Raw genomic sequence first — 25914 nt, 5'->3', positions numbered from 1 at the left:
CGGAGGATGGTGGCCCCGGTCAAGGGCGCGAGCCAGTGTATCTTTTCGGATGAAATATTGACTTTTGTTCAATAAAGGAACATATGGACCATGAAGGAGCCCGACATGGCAACGGCATTGGCAAAGACGATCGACCGGAAGGATCTTACCGGCCCGGCGCTGCGCACCTTTTTCAACATCGCCGAGGCGTGGAAGCTCAGCGAAAGCGAGCAGATGGCGGTCCTGGGGCTCGACAGCCGTTCGACGCTGCATAATTGGAAACGCGGCGAGGTCGCGGCGCTTTCGAAGGATGCGCTCGAGCGGATTTCCTATGTCATGGGCATCTACAAGGGCTTGCAGATCCTCGTGCCGCAGACCGCGGACGAATGGGTCCGCAAGCCGAACAAGGCGAAGAGCTTCGCTGGCAAGTCCGCCCTCGACCGGATGGTGTCCGGCAATGTCTCGGACCTTTATGTCGTGCGGCAATATATCGACGGGCAGCGCGGCTAAGCCCATGCCGCTCGACATTCCGGTGGCGGCGACGAGCTGGACGCCCTGCTACCGCATCATCCCCAGCCGCTTCCCGCCGATCGGCCTGTTCGAGAAGGTCGCCGATCCGGACGATCTCGAGGCGGTCTTCCAGATCGAGGCGATGACCAACGATCGCCTCCGCGACGAAGTCGGCGTGCTCGCGCTCGTGCCGCCCGAGGACCGTGTTTCGGGTCCCGGCACGACACCGATCATGGCGGCCTTCACCCATCTCAATCCCGAGGGCAGCCGTTTTACCGACGGCAGCTTCGGCGTCTTCTACGCCGGCCACACGCTCGACACCGCGATCGCCGAAACGCGGCATCACCGCACCAGATTCCTCACCGCGACCGACGAGCCTGCCCAGGAGATCGACATGCGCGTCTATGCCATCGACCTTGAGGCCAGTCTCCACGACATTCGCGGTCTCGCGGACAGCCATGCGCATCTCTACGATCCGGACAGCTATATCCATGCGCAAGGGCTCGGGGCGGAGCTCCGCGATGCGGGTTCGGACGGTATCCGCTACCAGAGCGTCCGCCATCCCGGCGGCGAATGCGCCGCCGCCTTCCGGCCGCGCCTCCTGTCCAATTGCCGGCAGGAACGGCATCTCTGCTATATGTGGGACGGCACGGCCATCACGACCATCTATGAAAAGAAGAGCCTCGATAGCTGAAAGAGCGCGATCGCGTCCTAGCCCCGAGCCGAACCCATTTCGTCAGCGATCATCGTCCAAGAAATCTCGCCGCGTCGACCGGCGTCAACTGCGGCCGCAAGTTTTCCGCCAGCCGCGCCGAGCCGAAGCGGCGAAGATCGGTGTTGAGATCGTCACGCTGCGGCTCGAGCGGGTGGACCGCGATGCCGAGCGGCAAGGCGCGTTCGTTCAGCGCCGCCCAGGCGGCGCGCCCGGCGGGATCATCCTCGCGCGCGACATAGAGCCGCCGCAGGCCTGCCGGAAACAGAAGTGCCGCAAGATGGGCGGCGGAGAGACCGGCCACGAGCGGCAATGCTGGAGCGACCTCGCGCAGTGACAACATGGTCTCGATGCCCTCGCCGAAGGCCATGACGTCTCCCGCCAGCCCGAAGCGCACGCCATGCCCCAGGAGATGTCCCATCGCGCGGCGCGGATAGGCCACCGGCGCCTTGGCCGGCCGTGCCGGATCGAGCCAGGTGCGATGGACGCCGGTGAGCGAGCCGCCCAAATCGGTCACCGCCGCGATCATCGCCGGGAATGCCGGCTTGACCGAAGGGGCATCCTCGTCGGACCGGCGATAATAACAATGCGGATGATATCGCAGCGCCGGCAAATCCCCGCCACGCCGAAGCGCGCGGTCCGCGAGGTAGGTTCGCACCAGCGTCCCGGCGATGGGATTGGATGCCGCCCAAAGCCGCGCGGCCGCCTCCCTGCTTCCCGGGCTCGCCCGCCGCGGACGCGGGTTGCGCTTCACCGGATCAGGCGGAGGCAGGCTCAGGAAGCGCCGCGCCTCGGCAAGCGTGTCGCCGAGGCTCATATGCGCGCAGCTCGCGGCGATGATGTCGAGCAGATCGCCATGATCGCCGGTCGCCGCATCGGTCCATTTTCCGGCGCGCGGCTTGCTCTCGCTGCCGCTGAGGCGGACGTAGAGACTTCGCCCCGGTGCATTATGCACATCGCCGACCAGCCAATAATGGCCTTCGCGGCGACCGTTCGAGAGATAGTGGCGGCACACCGCCTCGGCATTCTCACCGAGACGGCGCGCAAGTTCACGGGCTGGGCTTTCCATGCGGGGCTCCTTCAGGCGGCCTTGCGATCCGAGACCCGCTCAATCGGAAACCGATCGACGAGCCGCGCGAACACATCGGCGCCAGCAGCCCCTGCCGGCACGTAGAGCTTCAATTTCTGTGCGCCGATGACCAAAATCAAGCCCATCGCCCCGATCAGGCGACGGCGATACCATCGAAATGGCGCAATTCGGTGGGCGCGCGTCGATAGGGCGCACGATTTGCCCGTCGGCGGCAGGGGCCGCAGGTTAGGCATCAGGACGCCATCAGCGGACGATAACCTCCATCCTCGTCCATCTCCTCGGCCCACAGCGCCATCTGGAAATCATCGTAGGAGACGCCGCATTGCTCAAGCATCCAGGCCGCAAGGTCCGGATGATCGGCAACCGCTTCGGCGAAACTGTCGCAGCGACCGCGACCCCGGTCGAACCACCAGCGATCATCGTCCTCCCGGACGGCAGGATCGCGTTCGATCACCAGCCGCGACGCATCGAGCTCGAGCATCGCGGCGAGCAGCTTCTCGCAATGAACGACATCGAGCGTCTCACGCGGTCCGTGCTGGCGTTCATAGCCGACCGACAGGTTGGTGCATTCGGGGATGATGCCCGCATATTCATTGGTGTCGGTATAGACCCCCGTGTCGTCGGGCGCGTAACGGAAGCCCGCGTTCTGCTGGTTGAGTGCCGACGCGAGGCTCGTCGCAAAGGCGTCGGAGCAGGTCCGGCCATAGCTTTGATGGGTGATGACATCGCCGAGCCCGGCGCGGTCGAAGGCGATCGCCGCATCGATATTCGCGAGCAGTTCGGGCGTATGGCGCTCGATCCAGCGCGACCCGAGACAGCCCTGCTCCTCGCCGCGATGGAAGAGGTAGAGGCCAGGACACGCGGCCGCGATCATGCCGAGCATGATCCACAGCCCCGCGCCGTCGTCGGCGCCGAGCGACATGCCAGCCTTGCCGTCGCAGAGATGCGCGACGCCATGCGCGTCGATGCCCACCGCCTGCGCTCCGCCCACCGCTGCGACCGTGTCGACATGGCAGCTCCACAGGGTGCGGGGACGACCCCCAATGGTGATCATCCGGTTGCCGAAGGCATCGGAACGCATGCCGGGAATCCGGTCGAGATATTCGCGGCAGAAGGCGCGTTCGGTGGCGCTGTCATGGGGCCGCGCCCAGGACAGGATTTCGAGCAGGCCGGCCCGGCCCGTCAGTTCATAGTTCATGGGATCAGGCTCCTGTATGCGAGGGGGTAGCGGCAGGGGCTGAGGCGCCTGCAGCGGCAGGGACGAGGCTATCGGCTAGCCCCGGTGCTTCGAGAGAATTGCGGTGCGCGCGCCCACAATTGCAGGGTTCGAAAGGCTGGCGACGCAAGGTTTCGAGGCGAAGGCGCTCCGCTTCCTCCCGCTCGCGCCTCAGCCGCTCGTCGCGGGCACGCTCCCCGGCCGCCTGCCATTTGGCGACCTCGATCGCGATCGCGGCCATTTCATATCGAAACCAGTCATGGGCGAGGACATGGGCGTTGGCGAGCGACGGGTCGTCATCGTCGAAGGGCTCGGGAAGATGATCGGCGCAGAGCCATTCGCCATGATATTCGGTGAGATCGTCGGCGTGGAACCATTGGCCGGAGGCGTCGCACCGGCGGCAGCAGCTTTCGATCCACCATTCGCCGCGATCGTCGAGATAGACCGCGCCAAATGCTTCCACATCGTCTTCGAGAACATCATGCTCGTCGCCATCGGCGAGAACCGTGATGAAGGTTTCGGCGTCGCTGTACGAGCGCCCGTTGTGATCACAGAAGACGGAGTGATCGGTGAAGCAGCTGTAGCACCACTCTTCCGATGAGCCGTCGCGGTAATAGACCTCGTCGTGCGCGGTCGTTTCGCGGTCGCACCGCGGGCAGTACCAGCATCGATTTCCGAGCCCATTGGTGTTCTCGGACGGGATGCTGCCGCGTCCGATGATGAGATATTCGCCATCGTCAGCGAGGTCATCGCCCGCATCGATATAGGGAACGACGAAGCTGTCGCCGTCGACGATCCGCCGGATGCGCGCGCCGTTCAGCCCGCCCTTGGCGTAGCCGGCATTTTCGAGAAGCAACCTGAGGCGCGACACATCGCCATAGAGGCTGGTGTAGATCTTGCGCTCGGGCCACACCACGCTGCGCGCCCGGGCATCGTCACGAGGTCCGATATAGGCGATGGCCGTATCGGGACCGGCATAGACGCGCGTCGGGTGACAGAAGCTGTCGAACTCGCTTGCGTCATGCGCCATGCAGCTACCGGGACCGCCGACATAGACATCTTCGATCTCATCGGCATCCTGGGTGATCTTGAGCGCATCTTCCTCGAGCTGCACCGAGAGCCGGGCGCACCAGCCCTCGATCGCATTGTTGTCGAGATGAGCCGAGAAGAAGCGATGGAGGTAGCGGCCGGGTGACATCACGAGCTGGCGGTCGATCTGGCCCTTGGCGGCATTTTCGGTGAAGGCGATCTTGCCGGCCTGCTCGGTCGAGACATGGCAGAAATGCTCGTCGTGCTTTTCCCGGTACCAGGGCTCGTCGTGCCAGGGCGTCGGCGCATAGCTGCCGTCGGCGAAGCGCAGCTTCTCGCGGACCGGCCAGTCGACATCGCCGATATCGGCGCCGGCAAGCGCGATACGAAGCTGCACATCGGGCGCGCGGAGGAGCAGTTGCTTCCGCGCTGCTTCGGCTTCCTCGAAGGAGGGCCAGAGATATTGCTGGTCGCCGTTGGGCGCGAAAATGAATTCGATCGTGATCGGCCGCCACTCGGCTTCCGAGTGCGGACACAAGATTTGGAACTGTGCCATGGACATGACTCCACGCAGCCGCGCGCGTCCCCCGGAGCGGAGGCGCGGGCTGGATTGTTGGGAAATGGCGCAGGGTCGGCGAGGGTCCGGCATCAGCGCCCTGGCTGGGGGCGATGGTCGGTCTCGGGTCGCTTCAAGCCGCCCAAGGGCGACTTTCCAAACGCCGCTGCGCCGTATCGAAAGGTCCGGCGGGGTTCATGGCCCCGCCAGCCGTATCACTCGGCCGCGACGGGAAGCTCGATGTCACCGGCCTCGGCCGCGTCGTCGGGCTCGTCATCGAGCCCCGGCGTGCGCATCGGCGCCGGAAGCCAGCGCGTCTCCTCGACCAGCCGCTCGGCCTCGCGCGCCATGTCGGCCTTCTTCAAATGGTCGATCATCCTGGCGAAGGCCTCGCCGCGCGCCTCGGCGACATCGGCAAGGATCCGCGGCTTGGTGACGCTGCGGAAATAATCATCGGCGGTCGGCCGCCAGCCCGCGCCATGAACATCGAGCCCCACAGCGCGCGCCAGGATATGGCTGTGCGCGATCCGGCGCTCGACGCCGTGCGCCGAAATCCGGCCATTGTCATATTTGGGCACGATCTCGGCCTGCGCGTTGACGCAGAGCGACGCGCAATGCGCGAACAGCTTCGTCTGCTCCTCGCCATCGAGCGTGAGCAAATAGTCCCACACCTCTTTGTCCGACTGCGGGAGCCGCTCTTTCCATTCGGCCGCGCGCGCATCGATCGCCTGTGCCGGACCGCAATCGCGAAGATTGGTCGGCGCGTTCGTGAAATAGACGCGGTTCGGCGACACCTGAACGCAGCTTTCCCTGCTGCTCGAATAGAAGCAGCCGAGCACCAGGGCATGGAGAACCGAAGCGAAGGCGGTCGCCGGATCCTGCGCGAAGGCGTCCTGAAGCGCGAGCGTGCGCCACGCCGTCAGATCCGACACGAGCCGATCGGGAAGGGGCCGGAGTGTCTCCACCTCCTCGTCCTCCCCGGCGTCCGCCGACACCGCGGCTTCGCCGCCCGCGTCCGGGCCGGCGGACCGGGCATCGCCGTCCGCGGCCGAATGCGCTTCGTCTTCGGACGCTTCCGCCTTCGGCTCGTCCTCGGGCTTCACGAATCCACGCTCGACCCGCACCGAACCATCGCGATCGATCGAGACGAAGGCACCGGCGATCGCCATTTCGGCCGGGTCGAACAGCTCCGGCCGGTCCGCGAGCGTACCGAGCTCGGTCTCGACTGCATCGAGACGCGCGTGGACCTCGGCCGGAACCTCCGGGGCATCGGCCCATTCACCCTCGAGTTCCTCGGCTTCGGCCTCGAGCGTGGCGACGCGCGCCAGCTCGTCCTCGCTCATCGGGGTCACCTCGCGGTCGATTTCGCGGAGGCCGCGCGTGGCGTCCCACGGCAGGTCGATCGAGGTCGTCACCCATTTCCAGCCCTCGGCAAGGACGCGCTCGCCTTCCGCCTTCAGCTTCTCGTCGACCAGCCGATCGAGAAGCGCCGGATCGGTGAGCCAGCCGCCGCCGTCGGCTTCGAACAGGTCGCGCACGACGCCGCCACCGGCTTCGACATAGGCGCCCAGACCGACGAAGCATGTCCGTTTGTCGGCGGCGCGCACGCTGTTCTCGGTCAGCTTCTGCCGAATATAGGCCGCCGATTTGTTGAAGCTGTGTTCGAGCTGGTCCCACAGCTCTTCCTGGCGCGCATGGTCGTCCGACACGGTGAACGCCATCAGCTGGTCGAGCGTCATCGCATCGTCGGCGTAGAGGGTGTGAAGCTTCGGCGAGACACCCGCGAGCTTGAGCCGCTGGCGCACCGCGGCCGGCGTGGTGTGGAAGTGCGCGGCGATTTCCTCGATGCCGGTGTCCTTCTCGACCATCGCCAGCATCGCACGAAACTCGTCGAGCGGATGAAGCTGCTCGCGAAAGCTGTTTTCGGCGAGACTGTCCTCCTCGGCGAGGATATCATTGTCGGCAGCGCGCACGACGCAGGGGATCGGCGCATCCTTCGCGAGCCTTTTGCGCTTCACCAACAGTTCCAGCGCGCGGTGGCGGCGCCCGCCGGCCGGTATCTCATACCGGCCGGTTTCCTGGCCGTCGGCACCCAGCAGCGGCCGGACGTTGAGGCTCTGGAGCAGCCCGCGCCGGTCGATGTCGTCGGCCAGCGCGTCGATCGACACGCCGGCCTTCACACGCCGGACATTGGACTGCGACAGGACCAGCCGGTCGAGCGGGATGTCGCGCGACGGGCTGAGGGTGATTTTGGCGGCAGTTCTGGCCATGGCCATTCTCCATGACGGGCCGCCGCGAGACACTCTCCCGGCTTTCAAGCCCGTCACGAAAACCCGGCCCTCCTCTCCCTTTGGGGCCGCCGCAGGCGGACCTATCCGCACCCGGAAATCCGGCAGCCACGCCCGCTCATCCGCGCTGCCGCTTCGCGCAAACGCCGCTCGCCGAGCAGGATCGAGCCCGCGCTGCGAGCCGCCGCGGCATAGACCGAGAGCGGATGATGCGGCGTGAAGCCGAGATCACGCTCGATACCAAGGCCGAACGGCAGCCGGACCGCTTCGAGTTCGGCCAGCGCGAAGCTGCCGAGCTCGGGGCATCCGAAGCCAAGGTCGGCAAGGCCGAACAATATGCCGTCCTCGTCCATCTCGGTCGCGAGCCAGGTCGCCGATCCCACCGGGTTGAAGAAGCGCACGACGGGCGCCGGATCGGGCTCGCGCCCGCCGCGCGCGACGGCTGCACGACGGGCCGCGTCGTTGGCGCGCAGGTGCGCCGCGAGATCGGGGGTCAGGAGTTTCATGTCGCCGCCCTGCCCGCCAGGGTTGGGGCGTACATGCCGGCCGGGCGGACGCCGGGCCGCGCGAGCGCCCGGGGCAGGAAGAAGGGATGATATGTCATGCAAGGTCTCCGCGGCGGACCGGAGGCAGGGCCACTCCCGCCTCCTTCGATCCGCTCACCAGGACCCGTGCCTTCCTCTCGCTCTCTTTCCGGCGCCCCGCGGCACCGTCCGGCGACCGGAATATAGATGCAGATCTGGGGCCAATTTTCCGGGGCCCGCGCCTTTCCCGTTTCCGGCCAATCGATTAGGACCGGGAGGCGATCGCCGTCGCGCAGCAGGGGCCAGGGCAAAAGCCCGCCTCGCCGAGGGCCGGGACCAGTCGCATAATGTCCCATCTGTCGTCCGTGCCGGAGAGGAACCGGGACCGGCGACCCAGGGAGCGGCTCGCGGGATCGACGGGTTGGGAACGTGCCGGCGACCGGACGGTCACAGTGAAGCATTTTTGTTTGATGGAGGAACTCGCCCTCGAAATTTCCACGGCGACGAATGAGGACGGGCTCTTCGAAGCCCTCGCGCGCGCATCGATGCGCCTCGGCTTCGACCATTTCGCGCTCGCCTATGACCGGCGCGGCAATGCCGAGCCGGCATCCCTGCTGGTTCACAATTACCCCGATGCCTGGGCCAAGGTCTATGTCGGTTTCGATCTTGGCGGTGCCGATCCGGTGCGCCGCGCCGGCGAACGGTCGATGACCGGCTTCCGCTGGGACGAGATCGAAAGCTACATCCCGCTGACCCGCAGCGACCGGCAAATGCTCCATGTCGGCCGCGAATATGGTCTCGCCGACGGCTATACGGTGCCGCGCCACCTCCCTGGCGAGGCCAGCGGCGCCTGCTCTTTCGTCCTGCGCCCGCAAAGCGAGCTTCAGGACGATATGCTCCGCATTGCCGAAATCATCGGCGCGCTCGCGATCGTCTCGGCACGCCAGCTCGTCGGCGCCGTGCCGCTAAAAAGCAAAGCGACGCTGAGCGAACGGCAGCGCGAGTGCGTATTATGGACCGCACGCGGCAAGACCGCGGCCGAAGTGGCGGTCATTCTCGGGATCGGCGAAGTGACGGTCGTCCAGCATCTCAAGACCGCGCGCGACCGCTATGACGTGCATTGCGGCCAGATGCTGACCCTCTGCGCGCTGTTCGATGGCCTCATCGGATTCGGGGACGTCTATGACTGGTGGCACGCGCGCTGACCGCGTCAACGACGACTTGTCCGGAAATTCAGCAAGGAGGCAGGCACGCCCGGAATGACAGCCGAGGCAAGGGCGTGCCGCTCAGTCGCAGCACGCGCCCTTGCCTCCGATCTGGATCGGAGGGCAGGGCGTGGTTCCATAGGAGCAGAACACGCAGCAGTCGCCGGGCTCGGGCCTCAGCACGGCACCGCAGCCCTTGCAGTCATAGAAGAACTGACAGGCGTCGGTCGGCATCGTTTCCGTCTCGCGATGGCCGCACTGCGGACAGGTGATCGTCGAACGAAGGTCGGGGCCGGCATCAGACATAATGGTAGCCCGCCCACAGCAGCGCCGCGCCAAGCAGGAGGCCGGCAAGCGTCAGGATGCGCACCCAGCGGGGCGTGCAGGCACCGCCGGGGCCACAGCGCGCGGCCGCGCGCTGCTGGCGGAACAGCAGGAAGGCGCCGAGAATGAGGCATGCCGCCCCGATCAGAAGAAGCGGCGTGCGATAGGGCATGGCGACCATCGCGATGCCGCCGAGCCATGCGGCTCCGATCCCCGCAGAGGCCAGCAGGAAGGGCAGCGCGCAACAGGATGCAACGCCGAAAGCCGCGGCGATGCCGGCTAAGGTGAACGCGCCGGCGTCGATACCCTTGGGGCGATTCTGCATTGGGATCGGTTCCTTGTGCGGTGTGAGGGGACGCCGTAGCATCTGTAGCAGCTACAGACTCAAGAGGTATTTTTGCGATGGCCGCAACCAGAGCGATGCAGATCGGCGAACTCTCGCGCCGCACAGGCTGCAACATCGAAACGATCCGCTATTATGAGCGGATCGGCGTCCTCGACGTTCCGCTCCGGCGCGGTCGCTACCGCAACTATGGCGAGGAGGATGTAGGGCGCCTCGGCTTCGTGCGCCGGGCCCGAGAGCTCGGTTTCACCCTCGACGAGGTGCGGGCGCTGCTCCAACTCGCGACTGGAGGCCAGGCTGCCTGCGCCGAGGTGCGCGACGTCGCCTCGTCGCACCTTGCGGATGTGCGCGCGAAGATCGCCGATCTCAAGCGGATGGAGCGTGTGCTCGCCGCTTCGGTACGGGCTTGCGAGGCCGGCGACGATCCCGCCTGTCCGCTGCTCCAGACGCTTCGGGCCGGTACACCGCACGGCTGATCGTCCGGATGACACCCGCGTGACGACGAGCGACAGGCTCAACTATCAAGAGCTTCTGGAATCGCGCGGATCATCCTCATATCTGGGGATACGCGCAGTCCACGGAAAATGATTTGATTCCCGGCACCAACAGCCGAGGAATCATCATGATCGACACGACCCCGCGGGCGCCCGCCGCGCCCGGGAACGCGGCGCTGCGCGCCATGTTCGCCGCGCGCAAGAGCGTCTTCATCGACCTGCTCAAATGGGACCTGCCAGTACTCGCCGGCCAATATGAGCTCGACCATTTCGACACGCCGGCGGCGCGCTATCTCATCCTGCTCGACGCCGATGGCCGCCACCGCGCCTCGGCGCGGCTGCTCCCGACCGAGGGCGCACATCTCCTTGGCGATCATTTTGCGCATCTGTGCGCCGGCGACGTGCCGCGCGGCCCCACCGTGTGCGAGATCAGCCGCTTCTGCCTCGACCGGGACCAGGACGCAGCATCGCGCCGCGCCGCGCGCGACCAGCTGGTGACCGCCCTTGCAGAGCATGCGCTGCGCGAAGGCATCACCGATTATACCGGCGTCGCCGACCTATGCTGGTTCGATCAGGTCCGGGAGTTCGGCTGGAGATGCGACGCGCTCGGGCCGAAGGCCGCGGATCCGGGTGGGAGATTGATGGCATTGCACATCCATATCGACGCGCATGTGCTCGACGACCTCAAGCGCGGCGGCGTCTATGCGCCGCTCTCGTTCCGCCTCGCCGACGACGATGGGGAGGCGGAAGCATGACCGGTCTTGCGTCCGATGATCTTGCCCGGGAACTGCGCGAGACGGGATACTGCATCGTCCCCGACCTGATGCCGCCGGATGCGATTGGGGCGCTCGACGCCGATCTCGATCCGGTCTTCGCCGCGACACCGTTCGGGCGCGGGGATTTCTACGGTCATCGCACCAAAAGATTCGGCGCGCTGATGAAGCGCTCGGCCTGGGCGCAGGCATTGGCGCTCGAACCCACAATTCTCGCGGCGGTCGAATCCATTCTCGGCGATGCCTGCGAGAGCATCCAGCTCAATGTCGCGCAGGCGATCGAAATCCATCCGGGCGAGATCCGGCAGTTTCCGCACCGCGACCATGACATGTGGGCGGGAGAAAAAGGCGCGCATGAGTATCTGGTCAACATCATCTGGCCGCTCACCCCCTTCACCGCCGACAATGGCGCGACGCACATCTATCCGCACAGTCATGGCGCGGACGGCATGGCAAAGACGGATCCCGGCGAGCCGATCGTCGCGGCGTGCGACCCGGGCGCCGCGATCTGTTTTCTGGGCTCGACCGCACATGGCGCCGGCGCCAATATCACCGACCAGGTGCGGCGCGGCGTCGTGATCGGCTACAGTCTCGGCTGGCTCAAACCCTATGAGAATTTGTGGCTCGCCTATCCGCCCGAGGTCGCACGCGGGTTCCCGCCCGAGCTCGCCGCGCTCGCGGGCTATCGCCAGCACCGTCCCAATCTCGGCAATTATGAAGGCCAATGTCCTTCGATCCTGCTCGGAGGCGAAGTCCCGGAACATGTCGGCGCCGTCGATGGGCTGCGTCCCGACCAGATGGAGATGCTCGCAGGCTTTGCGGCGGCCGAGCGGAACAGCGCATGAGTCCCGCGCATGTCGTCGAGCCGACTTATGAAGCGATCAAGCGCCGGTTGATGGCGGGCGGCTGGACGCCCGGCAGCCGCTTGGAATCGGCGAAGATCGCCGATCAGCTCGGCGTCAGCGTGACGCCGGTGCGCGACTGCCTCTACCGCCTGGCGGGCGAGCGCATGGTCGATTTCACCCATGGCGACGGATTTCACGCGCATAGCCTTTCCGAGACCGAATATCGCGACATGCTCGAACTCCACCTCATCCTGCTGCTCGCGGCGCTTGCGACGACCCCGCGCGGGCGCGCGGCGCCGGATCCGCGGGATGGCGACTATCCCGACCGAACCGCCGGGCTGTTCATCGAAATGGCAGCGCGGTCGGGCAATGGCGAACTGGTCGCGAGCATCACCGCGCTCGGCGACCGCCTCCATCTGGCGCGGCACCTCGACGAACAGCTTGTCGGCGAAACAGTCGCCGAACTGGATGCGCTCGCGGCCGCGCTGACAAGCGGCCCGCCGCATGAGACGCGCAACCTTCTGTTCCGCTATCACGAACGCCGCGCCGGCGAAGCGGCCAGCTATGCCCGGCTACTCGGAGGCGCGTCATAGAGCCGGACCCGGCGCCCAGCGCCTGATTCTACCCATAATCCTTGTCTTTGCGCGGCCATGCTGACATGATTCGGGGTGCGGGATCGATCTGGCAACGCCCGCGCGATAATATCGCCAGCCATTATGAACGCCCGTCCTTGCCGGACAGGCGGCCGATCCGGACCAGGTCGCCCTCGCGCGGCCCAACGACGGCACAGCGTTGGGAGATCGACAGCCCGGCAAGCGCCGGACTGCTGTCTCGTGCCGGTCGGCTGTGCCCCTTGTCTTCCTTTTCCTCCAAGAAATTGTCGCAGCAGCGCCACCCCTTTTCGGTGTCGTCGGCCTGTCACGCGCATCCCGACGACCGGCCCATCATGGCACCGGCGGAAGCTTGCGACCTTGATGACGCCTTTCGGGCGCATGGACATTGGCTCTTTCATTTTCTTCGCCGAAAGGCGGGGCCTGAAGAAGCGCCGGATCTCGTGCAGGAAGTTTTCGCGCGCGCGGCGGGCAGCGAGCAGCGCCACAGCCTCGCCAATCCCGGCGGCTTCCTTCGCCGCATAGCGCAGAATCTGCTGATCGACCGCGCCCGGAGGCAGCGGCGCAATCCCGCGCTCTTCTTTTCCTTTCAGGAGGAAAGCGACGCCGCCAGCCCGCCGCAGCAGGAATGGAATATGGAAGCCGACGACCTTCTCCGGCTGTATGAAGAGGCGGTCGACGCCATGCCGCCAAAGACACGCCGGGTGTTTCTGATGCACCGGGTCGACGAACTCAGCTATCGTGAGATACATGAATGCCTCGGCATCAGCATCGCGACGGTGGAATATCATATGATGAGGGCGCTCGGCTTTATCGCAAAGGTGGTGGACGGCGGCCGATGAGTGAGGCGTCTGACGACTATCCGGTCGACACGGTCGCGCACGCCTGGCTCGTGAAGATGCGCGGCGAGAACCCCGATGCGCACCGCGGCGAGTTCGACGCCTGGCTTTCGGCCTCGCCAGACCACAAGGCGGCCTATGAACGGATCACGAAGAAGCTCGCCGCCTCGGCGATCCTGAAATCCTCGCCGCGTCACGGCACTGCGCAAACCGAACAGCGCAGCGGCCGACGTCGGGCCGGGCGACGCTGGCTGTCGGCGGGAGCCGTGATCGCCGCCGCCGCGGTGGTATTACTGGCTTTCGGCGCCGGCGGGGCTCCGCTTTCCGGTCCGCTCGGAGACGGTGCGCTAACGGCGCGCGCGGCCGAGCCGCTGGTAACCCGCCGCGGGGAGATCCGCAGCTTCCGCTTTGCCGATGGTTCCACCGCAGTCCTCGACACCGATAGCCGGCTCGAAGTCTCATTTGCGCAAGCAGCCCGTCGTCTCCGGCTTGCCAAAGGGCGCGTCCGGCTTTCGGTGACCAAGAATGAACGGCCGCTTCGCGTCGAGGCCGGCGACGGCATCGTCACGGCCGAGGATGCGGCATTCGATATCGGTTTCGAGGAAAATGGCGCGCTCAGCGTGACGATGCTGCGCGGCGAGGCCGATATTCGCTTTGGCGGCGCCCCTGAACGCGCCCAGACCCTGCCATCGGGACGGTTCGTGACCTATGATCCTGGCGGCAAGGAGCAGCCACCGGCCGCATCGCCGAGACAGCAAGACAGCCGCGAATGGCCGTCGGGCTGGGCGAACTATCGCTCGGTCCGGCTCGATCAGCTCATTGCCGAAACCAATCGCTACGCCGCGAAGCCGATCGTCATCGACGACGCAAGAACCGCGGGCCTCGAGGCGTCGGGCCGGTTCAGGATCAGCCAGCCCGAGACAGTGGCCGAGCGGCTCGCCCAATTGTTCGATCTGGAGATCACCAAGCGTGCCGACGGCACCCACCTCCGCCAACGATAATTAATTCACTGCTCCACTAAGGCGGTCGACCAACTGGCGTCATCGCTCCCCCACAGGCCGTGTGCCCAAGCATCCGGTCACAACCCAGGGGGAGTATGATGATGTCCGGAAAGTCTCGTTTTTGCCTGTCGCTGATGGTCGGTATAGCCTGTCTGCATCCCATCGCCGCCGCGGCTCAGATGCAGGATCGCCAGAGCTTCGACCTGCCGACGCAGGATCTCGGCGATGCTTTGCGAAAAGTGGCCGAGCAAGCCGGGATCGAACTTTACGCGTCGAGTGCCGATCTCGCGGGCCGTAGGACCGGGCCGCTCAAGGGCGACATCACCCCGCGCGAAGCCATCGAGACCCTGCTGCGCGGGACCGGGCTGACCCCGCGCTTCGAGCGCGGTTCGGTCATCATTTTGGGGAGAGCGCAGTCCGCGAGCAGTCCGGCGCAAGAAGACATCGTCGTGACCGGCAGCCGGGTCTCCGGCGCCCCGTCCGCAGCCCCGGTGATCCGCGTGACGAGCGAAGATATCCGCAACGGCGGTCAAGCCGATCTCGGCGAGGTCGCGCGCAGTCTCCCGCAGAATTTCGGCGGCGGGCAGAACCCCGGCATCGGTTCGGGCCAAGGCACCCAGAACCAGAATGTCAACGTTAACGGGGCGTCGACCTTCAACCTGAGAGGCATCGGACCCAGCGCAACGCTGACGCTGCTCAACGGCAACCGGTTTGCCTACAGCGGCACGCAAAGCGTGATCGATATCAGCGCGATACCTGCTGCGGCGGTCGAACGGATCGAGATCGTCGCCGACGGTGCTTCGGCCATCTATGGCGCCGATGCCGTCGCGGGGGTCGTCAACATCCTCCTCCGCAAGGACTATGAGGGCGTCACCACGAGCGCTCGGCTCGGCGGCTCCACCGACGGCGGCAATTTCCAGCAGCAATATAATCTGCTCGGCGGTGCCAAATGGTCAGGCGGCGGATTCATGGCGACCTACGACTATTTCGACAACAGCGCGATTCTCGCGCGCGACCGCAGCTACACCGCGACCAGCAACCCCGCCTCGACCCTTTATCCCAGTCTGAAGCGGCACAGCCTGCTATTGAGCGGGCACCAGGAATTGACGCCCAGCCTTCGGCTGAAAGCTGATGTCATCTACAAACGCGGCGACATGCAATCGGTGCGCGGGCTGCTCGCCGACCGGCCGATTACGACTCGGGGTCTCGTTGTCGACAATGAATTCGAGACCTTCGGCATGGCGCCGACGCTGGAAGCCGAAATCGGCGGTGCGTGGACTGCTAGGCTCACCGGCTTTTACGGCACCGACAAGACCTATGGCGTCACCCAGAACTTCACCAACGACGTCGAAGCTCGATCGATCCGGATTTTCGACAATCGGAGCGTCAGTGTCGAAGCGGGCATCGAGGGTCCGCTGTTCACCCTTCCCGGGGGTGACGTGCGGCTCGCGGCAGGCGGCGGCTGGCGAAGCAACCGCATCGTGGCACTGGTTGCAGGGCGCAACTTCGCACCGACGCGCGAAAACCGCTTCGCTTACGGCGAACTTTTCGTGCCGCTCGCCGGCCCTGCGCAGGACCTCGCTTTCGCGCATCGCGCGTCGATTACCGCCGCACTCCGCTGGGAGGATTACTCCGACTCAGGCAGCATCGTCACGCCAAAGCTCGGTTTTGTTTATGCACCAGCGCCTGAGCTCAGCCTCGGCGTTTCATGGGGGCGCTCCTTCAAGATGCCGACGCTCAATCAGCAATATAGCGGCTATACGCCCGTGCTGTTGCCAGTGACGGGATATGGCACGCTTTTTCCGCCCGGCGCGACCTATCTCTATATCGGCGGGCCGAACCCCGACGTCGGCCCCGAGCGCTCGGAGAATATGACGCTGAGCGCGACCTTCCAGCCTTCGCCGCGGCTGCAGATCGTGACGAGCCTGTTCCGGATCGATTATCGCGACCGTGTCGCCCCGCCCTTCGGTTCACCGCTGGGGATATTGACCAATCCCCTCTTCACGAGCCTGGTGACCTTCAATCCTTCCGCAGCCCAGCTCGACGCGGCGATCGTCCGTGCATCGGACCCGCTCGGGAACGCAACCGGCGGGCCCTATAATCCCGCCAACGTCATCGCGCTCATCGATGGTCGCGACCGCAATATCGCATCGCAACGCTATGAGGGGGCCGACCTCTCGCTTCGCTACCGCGCGCCTGTGGGCGGCGGGCGGACGCTGACCGTCACGGTCAATGCGACCTGGCTCGACAGCCGGCAGCAATTGCTGCCCGGCCTTCCGGTCACCGACCTCGCGGGCACGATCTTCAATTCGCCGCACTTTCGCGCACGCGGAGGCGCGACCTTCGGCGACGAACGCTTCACGATCGCGTCCTTCGTGAATTTTACCGGCGGGGTAACAGACCGCCGGCGCGCGGTGCCGGCAAAGGTTTCGCCTGTGGCCACCGTCGATCTCGCGGGCCGCATCAAGATCAGCGGCCTCGCCGAGCTATCCGTAAACGCGCTCAATATCTTCAACGCGAAGCCTGACAGGACGGCGGTAGCATCGCCCAGCGACACGCCCTTTGATTCCACCAACTATTCGGCGATCGGCCGCTTTTTCGGGCTCACGATCAGCCGTGACTGGTGAGGAGGGCGGCATGATGTATGCCTTCAAAACCGGTTTGTCCGTTGCGACGACCCTTGCCGCCGCAGCGCTCTCCCCTGCTGTAGCGGCAGGGGAGAGCATCGGGCGTCCATGGACACTCGAGGATATTCTCCTAGTTCCGGAAGTGAACGAGATCGCGCTTTCGCGCGACGGGCGCCTCGCGATTTATGCTGCGGAAATTGCAGATGAGAAGGCTGGAAGACCGCAGGCCGTGATCCGGCTTGTCGATATTGCCAGCGGAGCGCAGCGTGACCTGCGACACGCAAACATCGCGAAATTATTCCAACGCATTCCGGGAACGAACGATTGGAGCGGTCTTCTCGACATCGGCGGAGGGCTGCAACTGTACCGGATCGACAACGCGGGATCGATCGCACCCCTGATCGTCAATCCGGCGACCGTAGCAGTCGGCCGCGCGGACCTGTCGCTGCCCGTGGGCGGTGGGGCCGTTCCACATCATGTGGGCGTATTGGCCTATGCCTGGTCGCCTGATGGGCAATGGCTCTGGTATTCATTCCTCAAGGCCAGACCGACATCGCCGCGCGTCCGGTTCGATGAAGAAGTCAGCGCGATGAGCAATCGGCGGCGATCGACGACCGAGGCCGAAGTCGAATTCTATTTGCGCGGCCCGGATGGGCAAAGCGTCAAGGTCATGACGCGGCCCTCAAGCGACCGCATGGCAATGTACGCTGGCGCCAATATCCTCTGGCGCGGCGACGAGATTCAGTTTCGGGTCGAGAAGCCTGGTGGCACCGGCGGGGGCGAATTCGAAGTCCGCGCATGGGATCGTCGTACCGGAAAGATGCGCATCCTCGCGAACGAACGGGATCTGCAAACCCTCTGGCTTCTCAAAGGCCCGCGTGGCGGCGAACTTGTCACATCGGGAATCGGAGACCAGCCCGAACTGACCGAAACGCGCCCCGGCGGAAAACGCCATAGCTACGGCCGGGTTGGCTTCACGATCGGCGATCTCCGGTCCGCCGGCATCAAGATCAGCCGGGATGAGCAACATGTCGTCCTCGGGACGCGAAGCTTCGGCAATCCGCGATACGGCCTTGCGATGCTCGACAAGCAAGGTGTTCGGGAGATTACGGGTCAAGGGAGCCTGACGCGATGCGGGTTCGACGATGATTTGACGCTGGCGCTTTGCGTCCAGGAAAGCATGACGCGACCGCCTGCGCTCGTCCGGGTCAATCTCGCCAATGGAAAGATCGCACCCGTCGCGTCGATATCGCCACGGCATGACGAGATCGCGCCGCTGTCCGTGCAGCCACGCACTTGGGTCAACCGGCATGGCTACAAGGCGACGGGCTATGTCATCCTCCCGCGCGCGTATCGCGAGGGGCAGCGCTACCCGGCGATCATCGTGACGCATGGCAGCGACGCCGATGACCGCTTCTTCAACCACGGAAATCAGTGGAATTATCCGGTTCAGCTGTTCGCGGAGCGCGGCTATGTCGTCCTGCTCATCAACGACCCCAAGCCGCAGCAGGCCGAAGCGTTGCTGGCGGCCTATAAAGCCTGGATCCGCGGGAGTGGGCCGCCTGAACCCGAAACATTGCAGCGCCTCATCTGGATCAACGGCGTTCACAGTTTCGAGGATGCGGTGACCGAGTTGGCCGTCGAAGGGCTTGTCGATCCGGACCGGGTCGGCATCGCGGGCTACAGCCGCGGATCGCAGATGGTCAATGTCGCCGTCACTCAGTCGACGATGTTTCGGGCGGCGTCGAGCGGCGACGGCGGCTTCCTGGAGCCAGCGGGTTACGCGTCGTCGGGGGACAGCTATAACCCTGTGTATGGCGGCCCGCCGCTCAGTGACCATATCGTTCAATATCGCCGCTTTGCGCCATCATTGAATGCCGCCAAGATCTGCACGCCCGTGTTGCAACAAGTGGCCTCGGCATCCCCATCGCAGGCCCAACTATTCGAAGCGTTGCGCCGCGAGCGTGTGCCGACGCAGATCAGCTACTATCCCGGAGCGAGCGCGGCCTCGGACGAGACGCATCTGTTTCATATACCGTCGAACCGACTTCTGGCGATGCGCGAGAATATGGTCTGGTTCGACTATTGGCTGCTCGGCACCCGCGACAGCGACGTCCCTTTTCCGGAGCGACTGGCCGAATGGGACCGAATGGCGAAGGAGGCCCTTCGCACCTGCCGCCCGCCACCTAAATCTTAGAAGTGCTCCACCAACGCGCCCAACTCTCGGCAGCACCTAGTGCCAGAATATGCTGAATGCGTTCGATGCCGCGCCAGCTGGGGTCCTCGGGTGCGTCGAGTAGCGTCATATCGAGAACCCCAGCGTCAGCGAGGAGACCGCCACGCAGATGCTCGTGGAGTGCGCTTCGGTGCCGACGATAAATTGCAAGGTCGAAGCCCCCGGGACCGCCCTTCTGGGTCCGTCGCGTTATGATTTCGGGAAGCCATCCCTCGAAGGCTTTCCGGGCGACCGCGCGGTTGAGGCCACCCGATATCCACATCCAGGTCGGAATGGAAAGGCAAAGCTCGACGATGGGCTGCGATAGCAGCGGCGCGATATGCGGGGGCGAAACGGCGCGGGGATAGAGTTCCACGCCTTGCTGCGTGCGCATCAGATAAGCAGTGTGAACCGTTTTTCCCGGCAAGACGTCGTCCGGCGCCGCGAGCCAGGGATGCATGGCACCGTTTGTCTCGATCCGCGCGACGACATCTGCGCAGAGGCCGGAGGCACTATATTGCACCCCGTGCCGGCCTCCATCGCGGCGATACCGGCGCCACGCATGGCGCAGGACCGTAATCTTGTCGGCGCCAGTCAGGACGCAGATATCGCGAAGCGTATCAGACAGCGCCGAACTCGGCCCCTCCGCTAGAAACCGATCGAGAAAAGGCACCGCGCTGCGGATGCTGCACAGGATGCCGTCGCCGCCATTTCCGGAAAAATGCGCGTCAATCGAAAGCTCCTGTTGCAACCGACGATGAATCGCGTCGTTCGTTTGCGCGCCCAGCGGGACGACCGGCCAAGGATGATGCGGTCTGGCGGTGCGGGTGATATCGACGTCCTCGATCTCGCGCGACGCTTCGCGAAGATCGAGCCCCAAGAAGTCAGCGAGCGCGGCGGCGTAGCGACGTTCGTCGCCGTCGAAATCAGGTCCGAATAGTGTCAGGCAAGTAAGGCGGCCCGCCGTCGGCGCGGCGGTCGCAGCGACGATCGACGAGTCTAGGCCACCCGATGATCCGAGCAGGATTGACGAAAAGCAGCTTGCCCAGGTTCCTACGCAGTCCGTTATAGTCTCGCGAAGCCGAACCGCCGCTTCGGGAAAATTCATCTCGGGCGGCGGATCAATATGATCCCATGGCGACCACCAAGGTTTGATCGATACATGGCTCCGATCAATGACGAGGCATTCCCCGGCGATGAGTTCGTCGATGCCCTTGAGGCAGGTTCTTCGCCCCCGCGCATCGCCGCTGGCAATGACGCGTGCGATCTCTTCGAAATCAACCTGGCCGGACGCGGGCGACGCGAGGTCGGCGATGTCACCCGCAAGAATGACACGATCCGTCTCACGCAGGAAATAGCATGGAAGCGCGCCGGACGGATCTCGCAGGACGTTCACAGTGCCCGCCTCATCGATGCGAACCATCACATAACCGCCCCAGTAGGCAGTAAGCAGCAGCCGCGCCTTGTCGGCCGCTAGCCGCCGGCCGTCGCCGGGACTAAGGCTGACAATCCGCCTGCTTGGCGGACCTCGCGAAAATAGATGACCGATGATGATGGTTTGCGGATCGATCTGGATTATTGGCTCGTCAGACCAAAGGCGGACGCCAGCAAATGCAAAGGTTGGGGGTCGCGTCGCCCTGCTTCGAGCCAAAAGCTCGCGTTCAGGCTGCAGCGCTATTTCAATTTGGAAGCCGCCGGCCATTAGACGGCGAATATCGGCTGATAATGAAGAACGATATCGAGCGGGTCGGTAAGCACTGTTTCGCCAGCCTGCACCCAGCAATGCGCTGCGAACGGCATGGTCACACCAAACACGAGTGAAACCGCACAGCCGCGCCGCATCAGCATTCGCTTCATGGCGATGCCGCGGGTGAGGCACTGGTCGATTGCCGGTGCGTAGCGGCGAGCTCGCAGAAAGGCCGCCGCGATCTCTCCGCAGACCTTATCATTCCCCGAAGATGTGCTGAATCGCTCGTCGCAAAATGTGCCGACGATGTCCGCAAGGCTGCGGAGGCGCAAATCCCGGCGAACGCGCCTTTGCGCCCAGAGGCTGGCAACTGTCGTACCGAGCGGCGCGTCGGCGATCGGTGCATCGATCAGGCTCGTCGTTACGGTTGGAAGATCGCGGCCTTCTCGCATCGCCCTCCCGGAAACCTCGGCAAGAATATCGCTGGCGAGCAGGTGCTCACGATCAGCTGCGCTCGCCCTTCCCGACACAAAGTTGCCGAAACGGTTAGCGGCGACGCCCGAGAGCAGGAAATAGCGATCCGCGGCGAGGTCGAAGAAGACATACTCCGCGTCGAATCGACAACAATGGAGGCCGGAACGAAGCGCGAGAGCCATTTGAGATGCCCAGGTCGATTGACGCGCATACGGCGTGCCGCCTGGAAGCGGCACGCCGCTTGCTGTCAGTCGTCGGTCGTGATGCCGCCGACGAACAGATAGTGCTGGTTCGTGTCCTCGTCCCGCGGACCCACGGGTTCGATGCCGCGGGTTTCGACGCTGATCGCGCCGAGTTCGATCAGCTCGTCGCTGTTCTGCAGATTCTTCATCACTTTCTTCCTTCCCAAAATCGCGACCGAATGAGTCGCAAGAGGGAAGTTATGGCTCGATGAAGTCAGCTTCCATTTTATTATCTGTTTATAATCGACCTGGTTCCCAGTTCGAAAAGGAGTGACCGCGCAAAGGAAACGCGCGTCGGGAGCGCATACCGTCACCTTTAGCTTTCGCCTGGACATGCGTGACGGAACCCGGTCACACGCCCGTATTGTGAAGGCGCAAAGATGTTCTGACCGAAACCGGAATTGTCGCAACGGAAACTGGCCCCAAATCTGGATGCATTTTTCCGCGCGCAACATCGACACCGAACCGTGGCTGACGAACCGCGAGCGTCCAGCGAGCGCCAGGCCAATGAAACGCACCCTGCAACAAGGCGGCCATTTCGTCCGATTGAGTGCGGGCGGAAAGCCGGGGCATGTCGGCTTTCAACGCCCGCAATTTCGAAATGCCACCGGTTCAGAGTGCGGCGGGGCCCGATACATCAGGTGCCGCGCCCTCAGGAGCCGGCCGCCAAGCCGGCGGGAAAGAGCGCGCCTACAGCCCCGCTCCTTTCCGGTAAGCCTAATCGAAGATGACGACCTTGCGCGCGGCGGGATCAAATGTCTCGATCACGACCGCTTCATCCTCGACGGCCGGCGGCGAGCATTCGAGAATCTTCACCTTGGCCGAAAGCACTGCGGCGTAGGCTGCGGGGCAGCAAAGGATGAACTCCGTGCCGTTTCCATAAATGCTGCCCCAGTCGACGTACATGGTGCTCCAACCATGCCGCCGTTCCCATTCGATCTGTCCGGGTTCACCTCGTTCGGACCGCCCGGGATAGGGTTCCGTTGACAATATATGGACTCGCGCGTCGGGATCGAACCAGCAATGATCATGATCCGCGACGGGCGGACGACTGTCATACTCTTGCGTCGGATAGCATCTGCGGGCGCTTGAGGGTTTGAGACCGGTCGCGGCCATGAACTGCAGCGCACGGGCAATCCGGCCGATATACCATTGGGTTTCATTGGCGTGGCGCTGCTGGCCCGTCCGTTCGAGAAAGACCGAGTCTTCGACCTTGCAGGCGCCCAGATAGCCCGTCAGATGGTGACGCCGCACCAGCTCGGTCAGTGGCACACGCAATTTGAGATCGATTTGCGCCGTGCCCATTTCTCTTGTTTCATAGCCCCACCAGTTCTGACGAACCGTGACATTGTGGAGCATGGATCGGCTAGGAAGTTTCCGCTTCGCATCGACATAGCCTTGGAACCCGCCGGCACATGCCGCGAGGTCGAGCGCATCGTGCCGAGGGACCGATTGCTCCGCTTGGATTTGCTTGGCGAGCGATTTCAGCCCGGCGAGGGTGGAATATTGAAACATCATCGCAGGTCTCCGTGGGCTTCGGACCGGCGTCGCCTGCTACCGCCCCCAAAGCCACGAAATGCGATGGGTCAGTGATCAAAACAGTGCCATTGTGGCTTCGCAAATGCAGGCGGCAGGCCCCTGTTGAAGGCCTACGAGAAATCTGGCGTAGCGCTGACGACAAGTCAATCGGCAAGAAGGCGGGCAGCGAGCTTGAGCCCTCTTGCGTCGAGCGGGCCTCCCCTGCACGTCTCGGAAGTCGCAACGCGCCGAGAGACGGAGAGTATGGGATGAAGAGATTTCTGCGGCGGCTGTTTAGAACGGAAACCCAAAGCGAGCTGCCCACGCGCCCAAAGACAACAGGTCTTCGCATGCAAAAGTTCGGGCACGACCTCGTTCGGATCGAGTCGATCGGGTTTTTCGGTCATCATGCCGCGTCCCCCAATGGAGATTTTCACCTGGTTTGGGCGGATCGAAATCGTGAAGGTACGGTCGGCGGATACCGCCACGAAGGCCATGGTTCCTGGTCCCTGCTTCACGGCGATGAAATTGTCGCAACGGGACGGCTCGAGCGTCCCGCGGATGGAAAGACCGCGAACAATGGCAGCTTCATCATCCACGACCGCTTGTTCGGCGATGGCCTCAAGGGTCGGTTCGTAGCCTTCGGGGCCGACGGCGCAAAGCTGGTCGAAAAGGAACTGAACGCCAATCTGATAAGCAATGGCCTGTCGGACGATGGACGCATCGCTATTTGCCAGACCGCCAATGCCCCCGGGAGCGACGACAGTTGCCGCTACATTCTTTTCGATCTCGAACTAGGCGACGAAATCGCCCGCTGGGAGGTCGAGACGGGTTGGGCGGACGGTTATGAGTTCGATACCACCGGCCGCCACGTCTATTTGCTACGAAACAACGGCGGCCGTGTCGGCTATGACTTCGACGGGGCTATGCTCGACCGCAAGGGCTGGCAGACCGAGCGCATCGGCGCTGGCGATCTTTATGTCATTCGCATGGTCCTCGCGTCAGAAGAGCCAATGGATCGCGGGATGCGAGAGGCACTTTTGGCCGGCTTGCATGTCGCGGCGCAAGGTTCTGAGCGCACGCTGCAAGCGCATGCTTTGCGGCTCCTCGGCGAACTGCACGAAAAGGAAGGCGCGATCCAGGAGGCGGTGGACGCTTATGAGAAGGCGTTGAGCATCGATGCCCGAATCGGCGTTGCTCGAAAGCTCGAAAAGCTTCGAAAATCTCTGCCATAATATCGAAAATGGCGCACCCGACAGGATTCGAACCTGTGACCTTCGCCTTCGGAGGGCGACACTCTATCCAGCTGAGCTACGGGTGCTTCGCGGCGGTGCCTAGCCGGTCGAACGGTCATTGGTCAACGGATTCGATGCGGGATGGTTCGACTGCTCGGTTCGCGACTGCGTCACTCTGCCGTTACCCTTCGTACTCTATGATACTACGCAGTATGCTTACGTCATGCTTACGTGAAGCGATTTCACCAGACTGGTTCGCTGCAACGACGCAACAATCTTGAAGGAAATCAATAATTTATGGAGATTTTGAGGCGCGATTTTGAGGCTTGACCTCTGCCTTCGGAGGGCAGCGCTCTATCCAGCTGAGCTACGGGTGCGGATAGAGCGCGGCCTCTAGCAAGGCTGGGCCAAGCCAGCAATGGCCTATCGACCGCGCCGCACGAATATGCAAAGCGGGCCTTGCTGAGAAGGCGAGGGAGCGGCGGTGAAAGCGTCCGGACAACATTGGCCGATGGCCGCCGACCTGTACGGCGAGATGCAGCTCGAGGCGAACCCGCCGGCAGCGCGGCGCTGGCGCGATTACCTGCCCGGCATTCTCGTCACCGCGATCGCCGCACTCGCCGCGGCGTGGCTCGCCGATCATTATGCGGTACCGATCGTGCTCATGGGCTTGCTCATCGGGCTCGCCCTTTCCTTTCTTTCGCAGGACGCACGCACGCACGCGGGCCTCGACCTCATGTCGCAGACCGCGCTGCGCATCGGCATCGTGCTCGTCGGCGCGCGGATCACCGCCGCCCAGCTTGCCGAAATGGGGCCGCTGCCCTTTCTGCTGCTCGTCCTCATCATGCTCGCCGTCATCCTCGTCACCGTCTTTAGCGCACGGCTGTTCGCACAGGACCGCCACGCCGCGCTGCTCGCGGGCGGCGCAACCGCGATCTGCGGCGCTTCGGCGGCGCTCGCGCTCTGGTCGCTGATCGGCGACCGGCGTGTCGACCAGGCGCGCTTCACACTGACGCTGGTGGGCATCACCGTCGCCAGCGCGCTCGCGATGACGCTCTATCCGGTGCTTGCCGCCCAGCTGAAACTCTCCGACGCGCAGGCCGGGTTCCTGATCGGCGCATCGGTTCACGATGTTGCGCAGGCGATCGGCGGCGGCTTTTCCTTCTCGGCCGAGGCTGGCGAGGTCGCGGCGATCGTCAAGCTCACACGCGTCGCGCTGCTCGCGCCAATGCTGATGCTCGTCGCGCTATGGCTCGGCCGCAGCGGGGAGGCGGGCAGCGGCACGCGCATCCCGCTGCGCCTGCCCTGGTTCATTCTCGGCTTCCTGGCCATCGTCGCGGTCAACTCGCTGGTCGCCATCCCCCGCCTCGTGCAGAGCGGCGCGGCCAATGCGGCGCAGGCGCTGTTGCTGCTCGCGATCGTTGCGACCGCGATGAAGGCGCGGCTGCACCTGCTGCTCGATCAGGGCTGGCAAAGCTTTGCGCCGATCAACATCGCGACGCTGACAAGTTTCGCCCTGTCACTCGGCGCCGCGCTGCTGTTATGACGGCGTGACATCACACCAGACGCATGAAAAT

25 protein-coding genes and 1 tRNA gene are annotated in these 25914 nt (G+C 64.3%); 13 read left to right on the top strand and 13 right to left on the bottom strand.

The annotated features are described in order from the left end of the window. Window positions 1–105: 105 nt before the first annotated feature. Both RIA72_RS07660 and RIA72_RS07655 read left to right on the top strand, forming a co-directional pair. On the top strand, window positions 106–489 hold the full coding sequence (locus tag RIA72_RS07660) for an antitoxin Xre-like helix-turn-helix domain-containing protein (RefSeq protein WP_144423622.1): 384 nt from the start codon (window positions 106–108) through the stop codon (window positions 487–489). 4 nt (window positions 490–493) lie between these two features. Beyond that, window positions 494–1183, top strand: a complete 690-nt coding sequence (locus RIA72_RS07655; RefSeq protein ID WP_053555743.1) for an RES family NAD+ phosphorylase — start codon at window positions 494–496, stop codon at window positions 1181–1183. Window positions 1184–1232: 49 nt separating this feature from the next. Here RIA72_RS07655 and RIA72_RS07650 read toward each other — a convergent pair whose 3' ends face one another. From RIA72_RS07650 to RIA72_RS07625, 6 genes are all read right to left on the bottom strand, one after another. Beyond that, window positions 1233–2270, bottom strand: a complete 1038-nt coding sequence (locus RIA72_RS07650; RefSeq protein WP_053555744.1) for a DUF7146 domain-containing protein — start codon at window positions 2268–2270, stop codon at window positions 1233–1235. A gap of 11 nt (window positions 2271–2281) precedes the next feature. Further along, the gene (locus tag RIA72_RS07645) at window positions 2282–2524 is read right to left on the bottom strand and encodes a hypothetical protein (protein WP_053555745.1); all 243 of its coding nucleotides are present in this window, start codon (window positions 2522–2524) and stop codon (window positions 2282–2284) included. Next, a complete protein-coding gene (locus RIA72_RS07640) occupies window positions 2524–3489 on the bottom strand; it encodes a M28 family peptidase (RefSeq protein WP_053555746.1) in 966 nt (321 codons plus the stop codon). The genes RIA72_RS07645 and RIA72_RS07640 overlap by 1 nt, the downstream gene beginning before the upstream one ends. 4 nt (window positions 3490–3493) lie before the next feature. Beyond that, the gene (locus tag RIA72_RS07635) at window positions 3494–5092 is read right to left on the bottom strand and encodes a hypothetical protein (protein WP_053555747.1); all 1599 of its coding nucleotides are present in this window, start codon (window positions 5090–5092) and stop codon (window positions 3494–3496) included. A gap of 215 nt (window positions 5093–5307) precedes the next feature. Then, complete coding sequence (locus tag RIA72_RS07630; protein ID WP_053555748.1) at window positions 5308–7362, bottom strand: ParB/RepB/Spo0J family partition protein; 2055 nt, start codon at window positions 7360–7362, stop codon at window positions 5308–5310. Between the two features lie 101 nt (window positions 7363–7463). Next, a complete protein-coding gene (locus RIA72_RS07625; protein ID WP_053555749.1) occupies window positions 7464–7886 on the bottom strand; it encodes a DUF2958 domain-containing protein in 423 nt (140 codons plus the stop codon). Window positions 7887–8374: 488 nt separating this feature from the next. Here RIA72_RS07625 and RIA72_RS07620 point away from each other — a divergent pair, with 488 nt between their 5' ends. Then, window positions 8375–9109 carry a LuxR family transcriptional regulator gene (locus RIA72_RS07620; RefSeq protein WP_053555750.1) on the top strand — a complete coding sequence of 245 codons (735 nt, stop codon included), beginning with the start codon at window positions 8375–8377 and terminating at the stop codon, window positions 9107–9109. Between the two features lie 81 nt (window positions 9110–9190). Here the strand turns inward: RIA72_RS07620 and RIA72_RS07615 are convergent, their stop codons facing one another. Both RIA72_RS07615 and RIA72_RS07610 read right to left on the bottom strand, forming a co-directional pair. Further along, on the bottom strand, window positions 9191–9415 hold the full coding sequence (locus tag RIA72_RS07615) for a GDCCVxC domain-containing (seleno)protein (protein ID WP_053555751.1): 225 nt from the start codon (window positions 9413–9415) through the stop codon (window positions 9191–9193). Beyond that, the gene (locus RIA72_RS07610) at window positions 9408–9758 is read right to left on the bottom strand and encodes a mercuric transporter MerT family protein (protein WP_053555752.1); all 351 of its coding nucleotides are present in this window, start codon (window positions 9756–9758) and stop codon (window positions 9408–9410) included. Before RIA72_RS07610 ends, RIA72_RS07615 begins: the two co-directional genes overlap by 8 nt. A 77-nt stretch (window positions 9759–9835) precedes the next feature. Here RIA72_RS07610 and RIA72_RS07605 point away from each other — a divergent pair, with 77 nt between their 5' ends. The 8 genes from RIA72_RS07605 (at window position 9836) to RIA72_RS07570 (ending at window position 19163) form a co-directional block, all read left to right on the top strand. Continuing rightward, the gene (locus RIA72_RS07605) at window positions 9836–10252 is read left to right on the top strand and encodes a MerR family transcriptional regulator (RefSeq protein ID WP_053555753.1); all 417 of its coding nucleotides are present in this window, start codon (window positions 9836–9838) and stop codon (window positions 10250–10252) included. Between the two features lie 146 nt (window positions 10253–10398). Further along, window positions 10399–11025, top strand: a complete 627-nt coding sequence (locus RIA72_RS07600; protein WP_053556400.1) for an acyl-homoserine-lactone synthase — start codon at window positions 10399–10401, stop codon at window positions 11023–11025. After that, window positions 11022–11888, top strand: coding sequence for a phytanoyl-CoA dioxygenase family protein (locus RIA72_RS07595; RefSeq protein WP_053555754.1), 867 nt, complete (start codon window positions 11022–11024; stop codon window positions 11886–11888). Before RIA72_RS07600 ends, RIA72_RS07595 begins: the two co-directional genes overlap by 4 nt. Continuing rightward, complete coding sequence (locus RIA72_RS07590) at window positions 11885–12481, top strand: GntR family transcriptional regulator (protein ID WP_053555755.1); 597 nt, start codon at window positions 11885–11887, stop codon at window positions 12479–12481. Before RIA72_RS07595 ends, RIA72_RS07590 begins: the two co-directional genes overlap by 4 nt. Window positions 12482–12546: 65 nt before the next feature. Continuing rightward, window positions 12547–13341, top strand: a complete 795-nt coding sequence (locus tag RIA72_RS07585; protein ID WP_083455513.1) for an RNA polymerase sigma factor — start codon at window positions 12547–12549, stop codon at window positions 13339–13341. Continuing rightward, a complete protein-coding gene (locus tag RIA72_RS07580; RefSeq protein WP_053555756.1) occupies window positions 13338–14339 on the top strand; it encodes a FecR family protein in 1002 nt (333 codons plus the stop codon). Before RIA72_RS07585 ends, RIA72_RS07580 begins: the two co-directional genes overlap by 4 nt. A gap of 101 nt (window positions 14340–14440) precedes the next feature. Continuing rightward, a complete protein-coding gene (locus RIA72_RS07575) occupies window positions 14441–16966 on the top strand; it encodes a TonB-dependent receptor (RefSeq protein WP_053556402.1) in 2526 nt (841 codons plus the stop codon). Between the two features lie 10 nt (window positions 16967–16976). Then, window positions 16977–19163 carry a prolyl oligopeptidase family serine peptidase gene (locus tag RIA72_RS07570; RefSeq protein WP_053555757.1) on the top strand — a complete coding sequence of 729 codons (2187 nt, stop codon included), beginning with the start codon at window positions 16977–16979 and terminating at the stop codon, window positions 19161–19163. Here RIA72_RS07570 and RIA72_RS07565 read toward each other — a convergent pair. From RIA72_RS07565 to RIA72_RS07550, 4 genes are all read right to left on the bottom strand, one after another. Further along, window positions 19153–20883 (bottom strand): asparagine synthase-related protein, encoded by a 1731-nt coding sequence (locus RIA72_RS07565; protein WP_137893514.1) that lies wholly within the window; start codon window positions 20881–20883, stop codon window positions 19153–19155. The two genes, RIA72_RS07570 and RIA72_RS07565, sit on opposite strands and share 11 nt — an antisense overlap. Beyond that, window positions 20883–21524, bottom strand: a complete 642-nt coding sequence (locus tag RIA72_RS07560) for a lasso peptide biosynthesis B2 protein (RefSeq protein WP_053555759.1) — start codon at window positions 21522–21524, stop codon at window positions 20883–20885. The genes RIA72_RS07565 and RIA72_RS07560 overlap by 1 nt, the downstream gene beginning before the upstream one ends. A gap of 65 nt (window positions 21525–21589) precedes the next feature. Then, on the bottom strand, window positions 21590–21733 hold the full coding sequence (locus RIA72_RS07555; protein ID WP_137893519.1) for a benenodin family lasso peptide: 144 nt from the start codon (window positions 21731–21733) through the stop codon (window positions 21590–21592). A gap of 568 nt (window positions 21734–22301) precedes the next feature. Then, entirely contained in the window at window positions 22302–23102 is an 801-nt protein-coding gene (locus RIA72_RS07550; RefSeq protein ID WP_053555760.1) for a hypothetical protein, read from the bottom strand. Window positions 23103–23371: 269 nt separating this feature from the next. On the opposite strand from RIA72_RS07550, the gene RIA72_RS07545 reads away from it, so the two are divergent. Further along, a complete protein-coding gene (locus RIA72_RS07545; protein ID WP_137893521.1) occupies window positions 23372–24337 on the top strand; it encodes a tetratricopeptide repeat protein in 966 nt (321 codons plus the stop codon). 9 nt (window positions 24338–24346) lie between these two features. On the opposite strand, the gene RIA72_RS07540 is transcribed toward RIA72_RS07545, so the two are convergent. After that, a tRNA-Arg gene (locus tag RIA72_RS07540) sits at window positions 24347–24423 on the bottom strand. 398 nt (window positions 24424–24821) lie between these two features. Here RIA72_RS07540 and RIA72_RS07535 point away from each other — a divergent pair. After that, on the top strand, window positions 24822–25883 hold the full coding sequence (locus RIA72_RS07535) for a YeiH family protein (RefSeq protein WP_350031712.1): 1062 nt from the start codon (window positions 24822–24824) through the stop codon (window positions 25881–25883). Window positions 25884–25914: the final 31 nt, after the last annotated feature.

The organism is Sphingopyxis sp. (genome assembly GCF_040216815.1).
Classification (GTDB): domain Bacteria; phylum Pseudomonadota; class Alphaproteobacteria; order Sphingomonadales; family Sphingomonadaceae; genus Sphingopyxis.
This window is presented reverse-complemented; position numbering and strand designations above follow the sequence as displayed.

Excerpts from the sequence above, each read along its gene's own strand:
- RIA72_RS07660 (WP_144423622.1), top strand. The coding sequence starts at position 106 with ATGGCAACGGCATTGGCAAAGACGATCGACCGGAAGGATCTTACCGGC.
- RIA72_RS07655 (WP_053555743.1), top strand. The coding sequence starts at position 494 with ATGCCGCTCGACATTCCGGTGGCGGCGACGAGCTGGACGCCCTGCTAC.
- RIA72_RS07650 (WP_053555744.1), bottom strand. The coding sequence starts at position 2,270 with ATGGAAAGCCCAGCCCGTGAACTTGCGCGCCGTCTCGGTGAGAATGCC.
- RIA72_RS07645 (WP_053555745.1), bottom strand. The coding sequence starts at position 2,524 with ATGCCTAACCTGCGGCCCCTGCCGCCGACGGGCAAATCGTGCGCCCTA.
- RIA72_RS07640 (WP_053555746.1), bottom strand. The coding sequence starts at position 3,489 with ATGAACTATGAACTGACGGGCCGGGCCGGCCTGCTCGAAATCCTGTCC.
- RIA72_RS07635 (WP_053555747.1), bottom strand. The coding sequence starts at position 5,092 with ATGGCACAGTTCCAAATCTTGTGTCCGCACTCGGAAGCCGAGTGGCGG.
- RIA72_RS07630 (WP_053555748.1), bottom strand. The coding sequence starts at position 7,362 with ATGGCCAGAACTGCCGCCAAAATCACCCTCAGCCCGTCGCGCGACATC.
- RIA72_RS07625 (WP_053555749.1), bottom strand. The coding sequence starts at position 7,886 with ATGAAACTCCTGACCCCCGATCTCGCGGCGCACCTGCGCGCCAACGAC.
- RIA72_RS07620 (WP_053555750.1), top strand. The coding sequence starts at position 8,375 with ATGGAGGAACTCGCCCTCGAAATTTCCACGGCGACGAATGAGGACGGG.
- RIA72_RS07615 (WP_053555751.1), bottom strand. The coding sequence starts at position 9,415 with ATGTCTGATGCCGGCCCCGACCTTCGTTCGACGATCACCTGTCCGCAG.
- RIA72_RS07610 (WP_053555752.1), bottom strand. The coding sequence starts at position 9,758 with ATGCAGAATCGCCCCAAGGGTATCGACGCCGGCGCGTTCACCTTAGCC.
- RIA72_RS07605 (WP_053555753.1), top strand. The coding sequence starts at position 9,836 with ATGGCCGCAACCAGAGCGATGCAGATCGGCGAACTCTCGCGCCGCACA.
- RIA72_RS07600 (WP_053556400.1), top strand. The coding sequence starts at position 10,399 with ATGATCGACACGACCCCGCGGGCGCCCGCCGCGCCCGGGAACGCGGCG.
- RIA72_RS07595 (WP_053555754.1), top strand. The coding sequence starts at position 11,022 with ATGACCGGTCTTGCGTCCGATGATCTTGCCCGGGAACTGCGCGAGACG.
- RIA72_RS07590 (WP_053555755.1), top strand. The coding sequence starts at position 11,885 with ATGAGTCCCGCGCATGTCGTCGAGCCGACTTATGAAGCGATCAAGCGC.
- RIA72_RS07585 (WP_083455513.1), top strand. The coding sequence starts at position 12,547 with ATGATTCGGGGTGCGGGATCGATCTGGCAACGCCCGCGCGATAATATC.
- RIA72_RS07580 (WP_053555756.1), top strand. The coding sequence starts at position 13,338 with ATGAGTGAGGCGTCTGACGACTATCCGGTCGACACGGTCGCGCACGCC.
- RIA72_RS07575 (WP_053556402.1), top strand. The coding sequence starts at position 14,441 with ATGTCCGGAAAGTCTCGTTTTTGCCTGTCGCTGATGGTCGGTATAGCC.
- RIA72_RS07570 (WP_053555757.1), top strand. The coding sequence starts at position 16,977 with ATGATGTATGCCTTCAAAACCGGTTTGTCCGTTGCGACGACCCTTGCC.
- RIA72_RS07565 (WP_137893514.1), bottom strand. The coding sequence starts at position 20,883 with ATGGCCGGCGGCTTCCAAATTGAAATAGCGCTGCAGCCTGAACGCGAG.
- RIA72_RS07560 (WP_053555759.1), bottom strand. The coding sequence starts at position 21,524 with ATGGCTCTCGCGCTTCGTTCCGGCCTCCATTGTTGTCGATTCGACGCG.
- RIA72_RS07555 (WP_137893519.1), bottom strand. The coding sequence starts at position 21,733 with ATGAAGAATCTGCAGAACAGCGACGAGCTGATCGAACTCGGCGCGATC.
- RIA72_RS07550 (WP_053555760.1), bottom strand. The coding sequence starts at position 23,102 with ATGATGTTTCAATATTCCACCCTCGCCGGGCTGAAATCGCTCGCCAAG.
- RIA72_RS07545 (WP_137893521.1), top strand. The coding sequence starts at position 23,372 with ATGAAGAGATTTCTGCGGCGGCTGTTTAGAACGGAAACCCAAAGCGAG.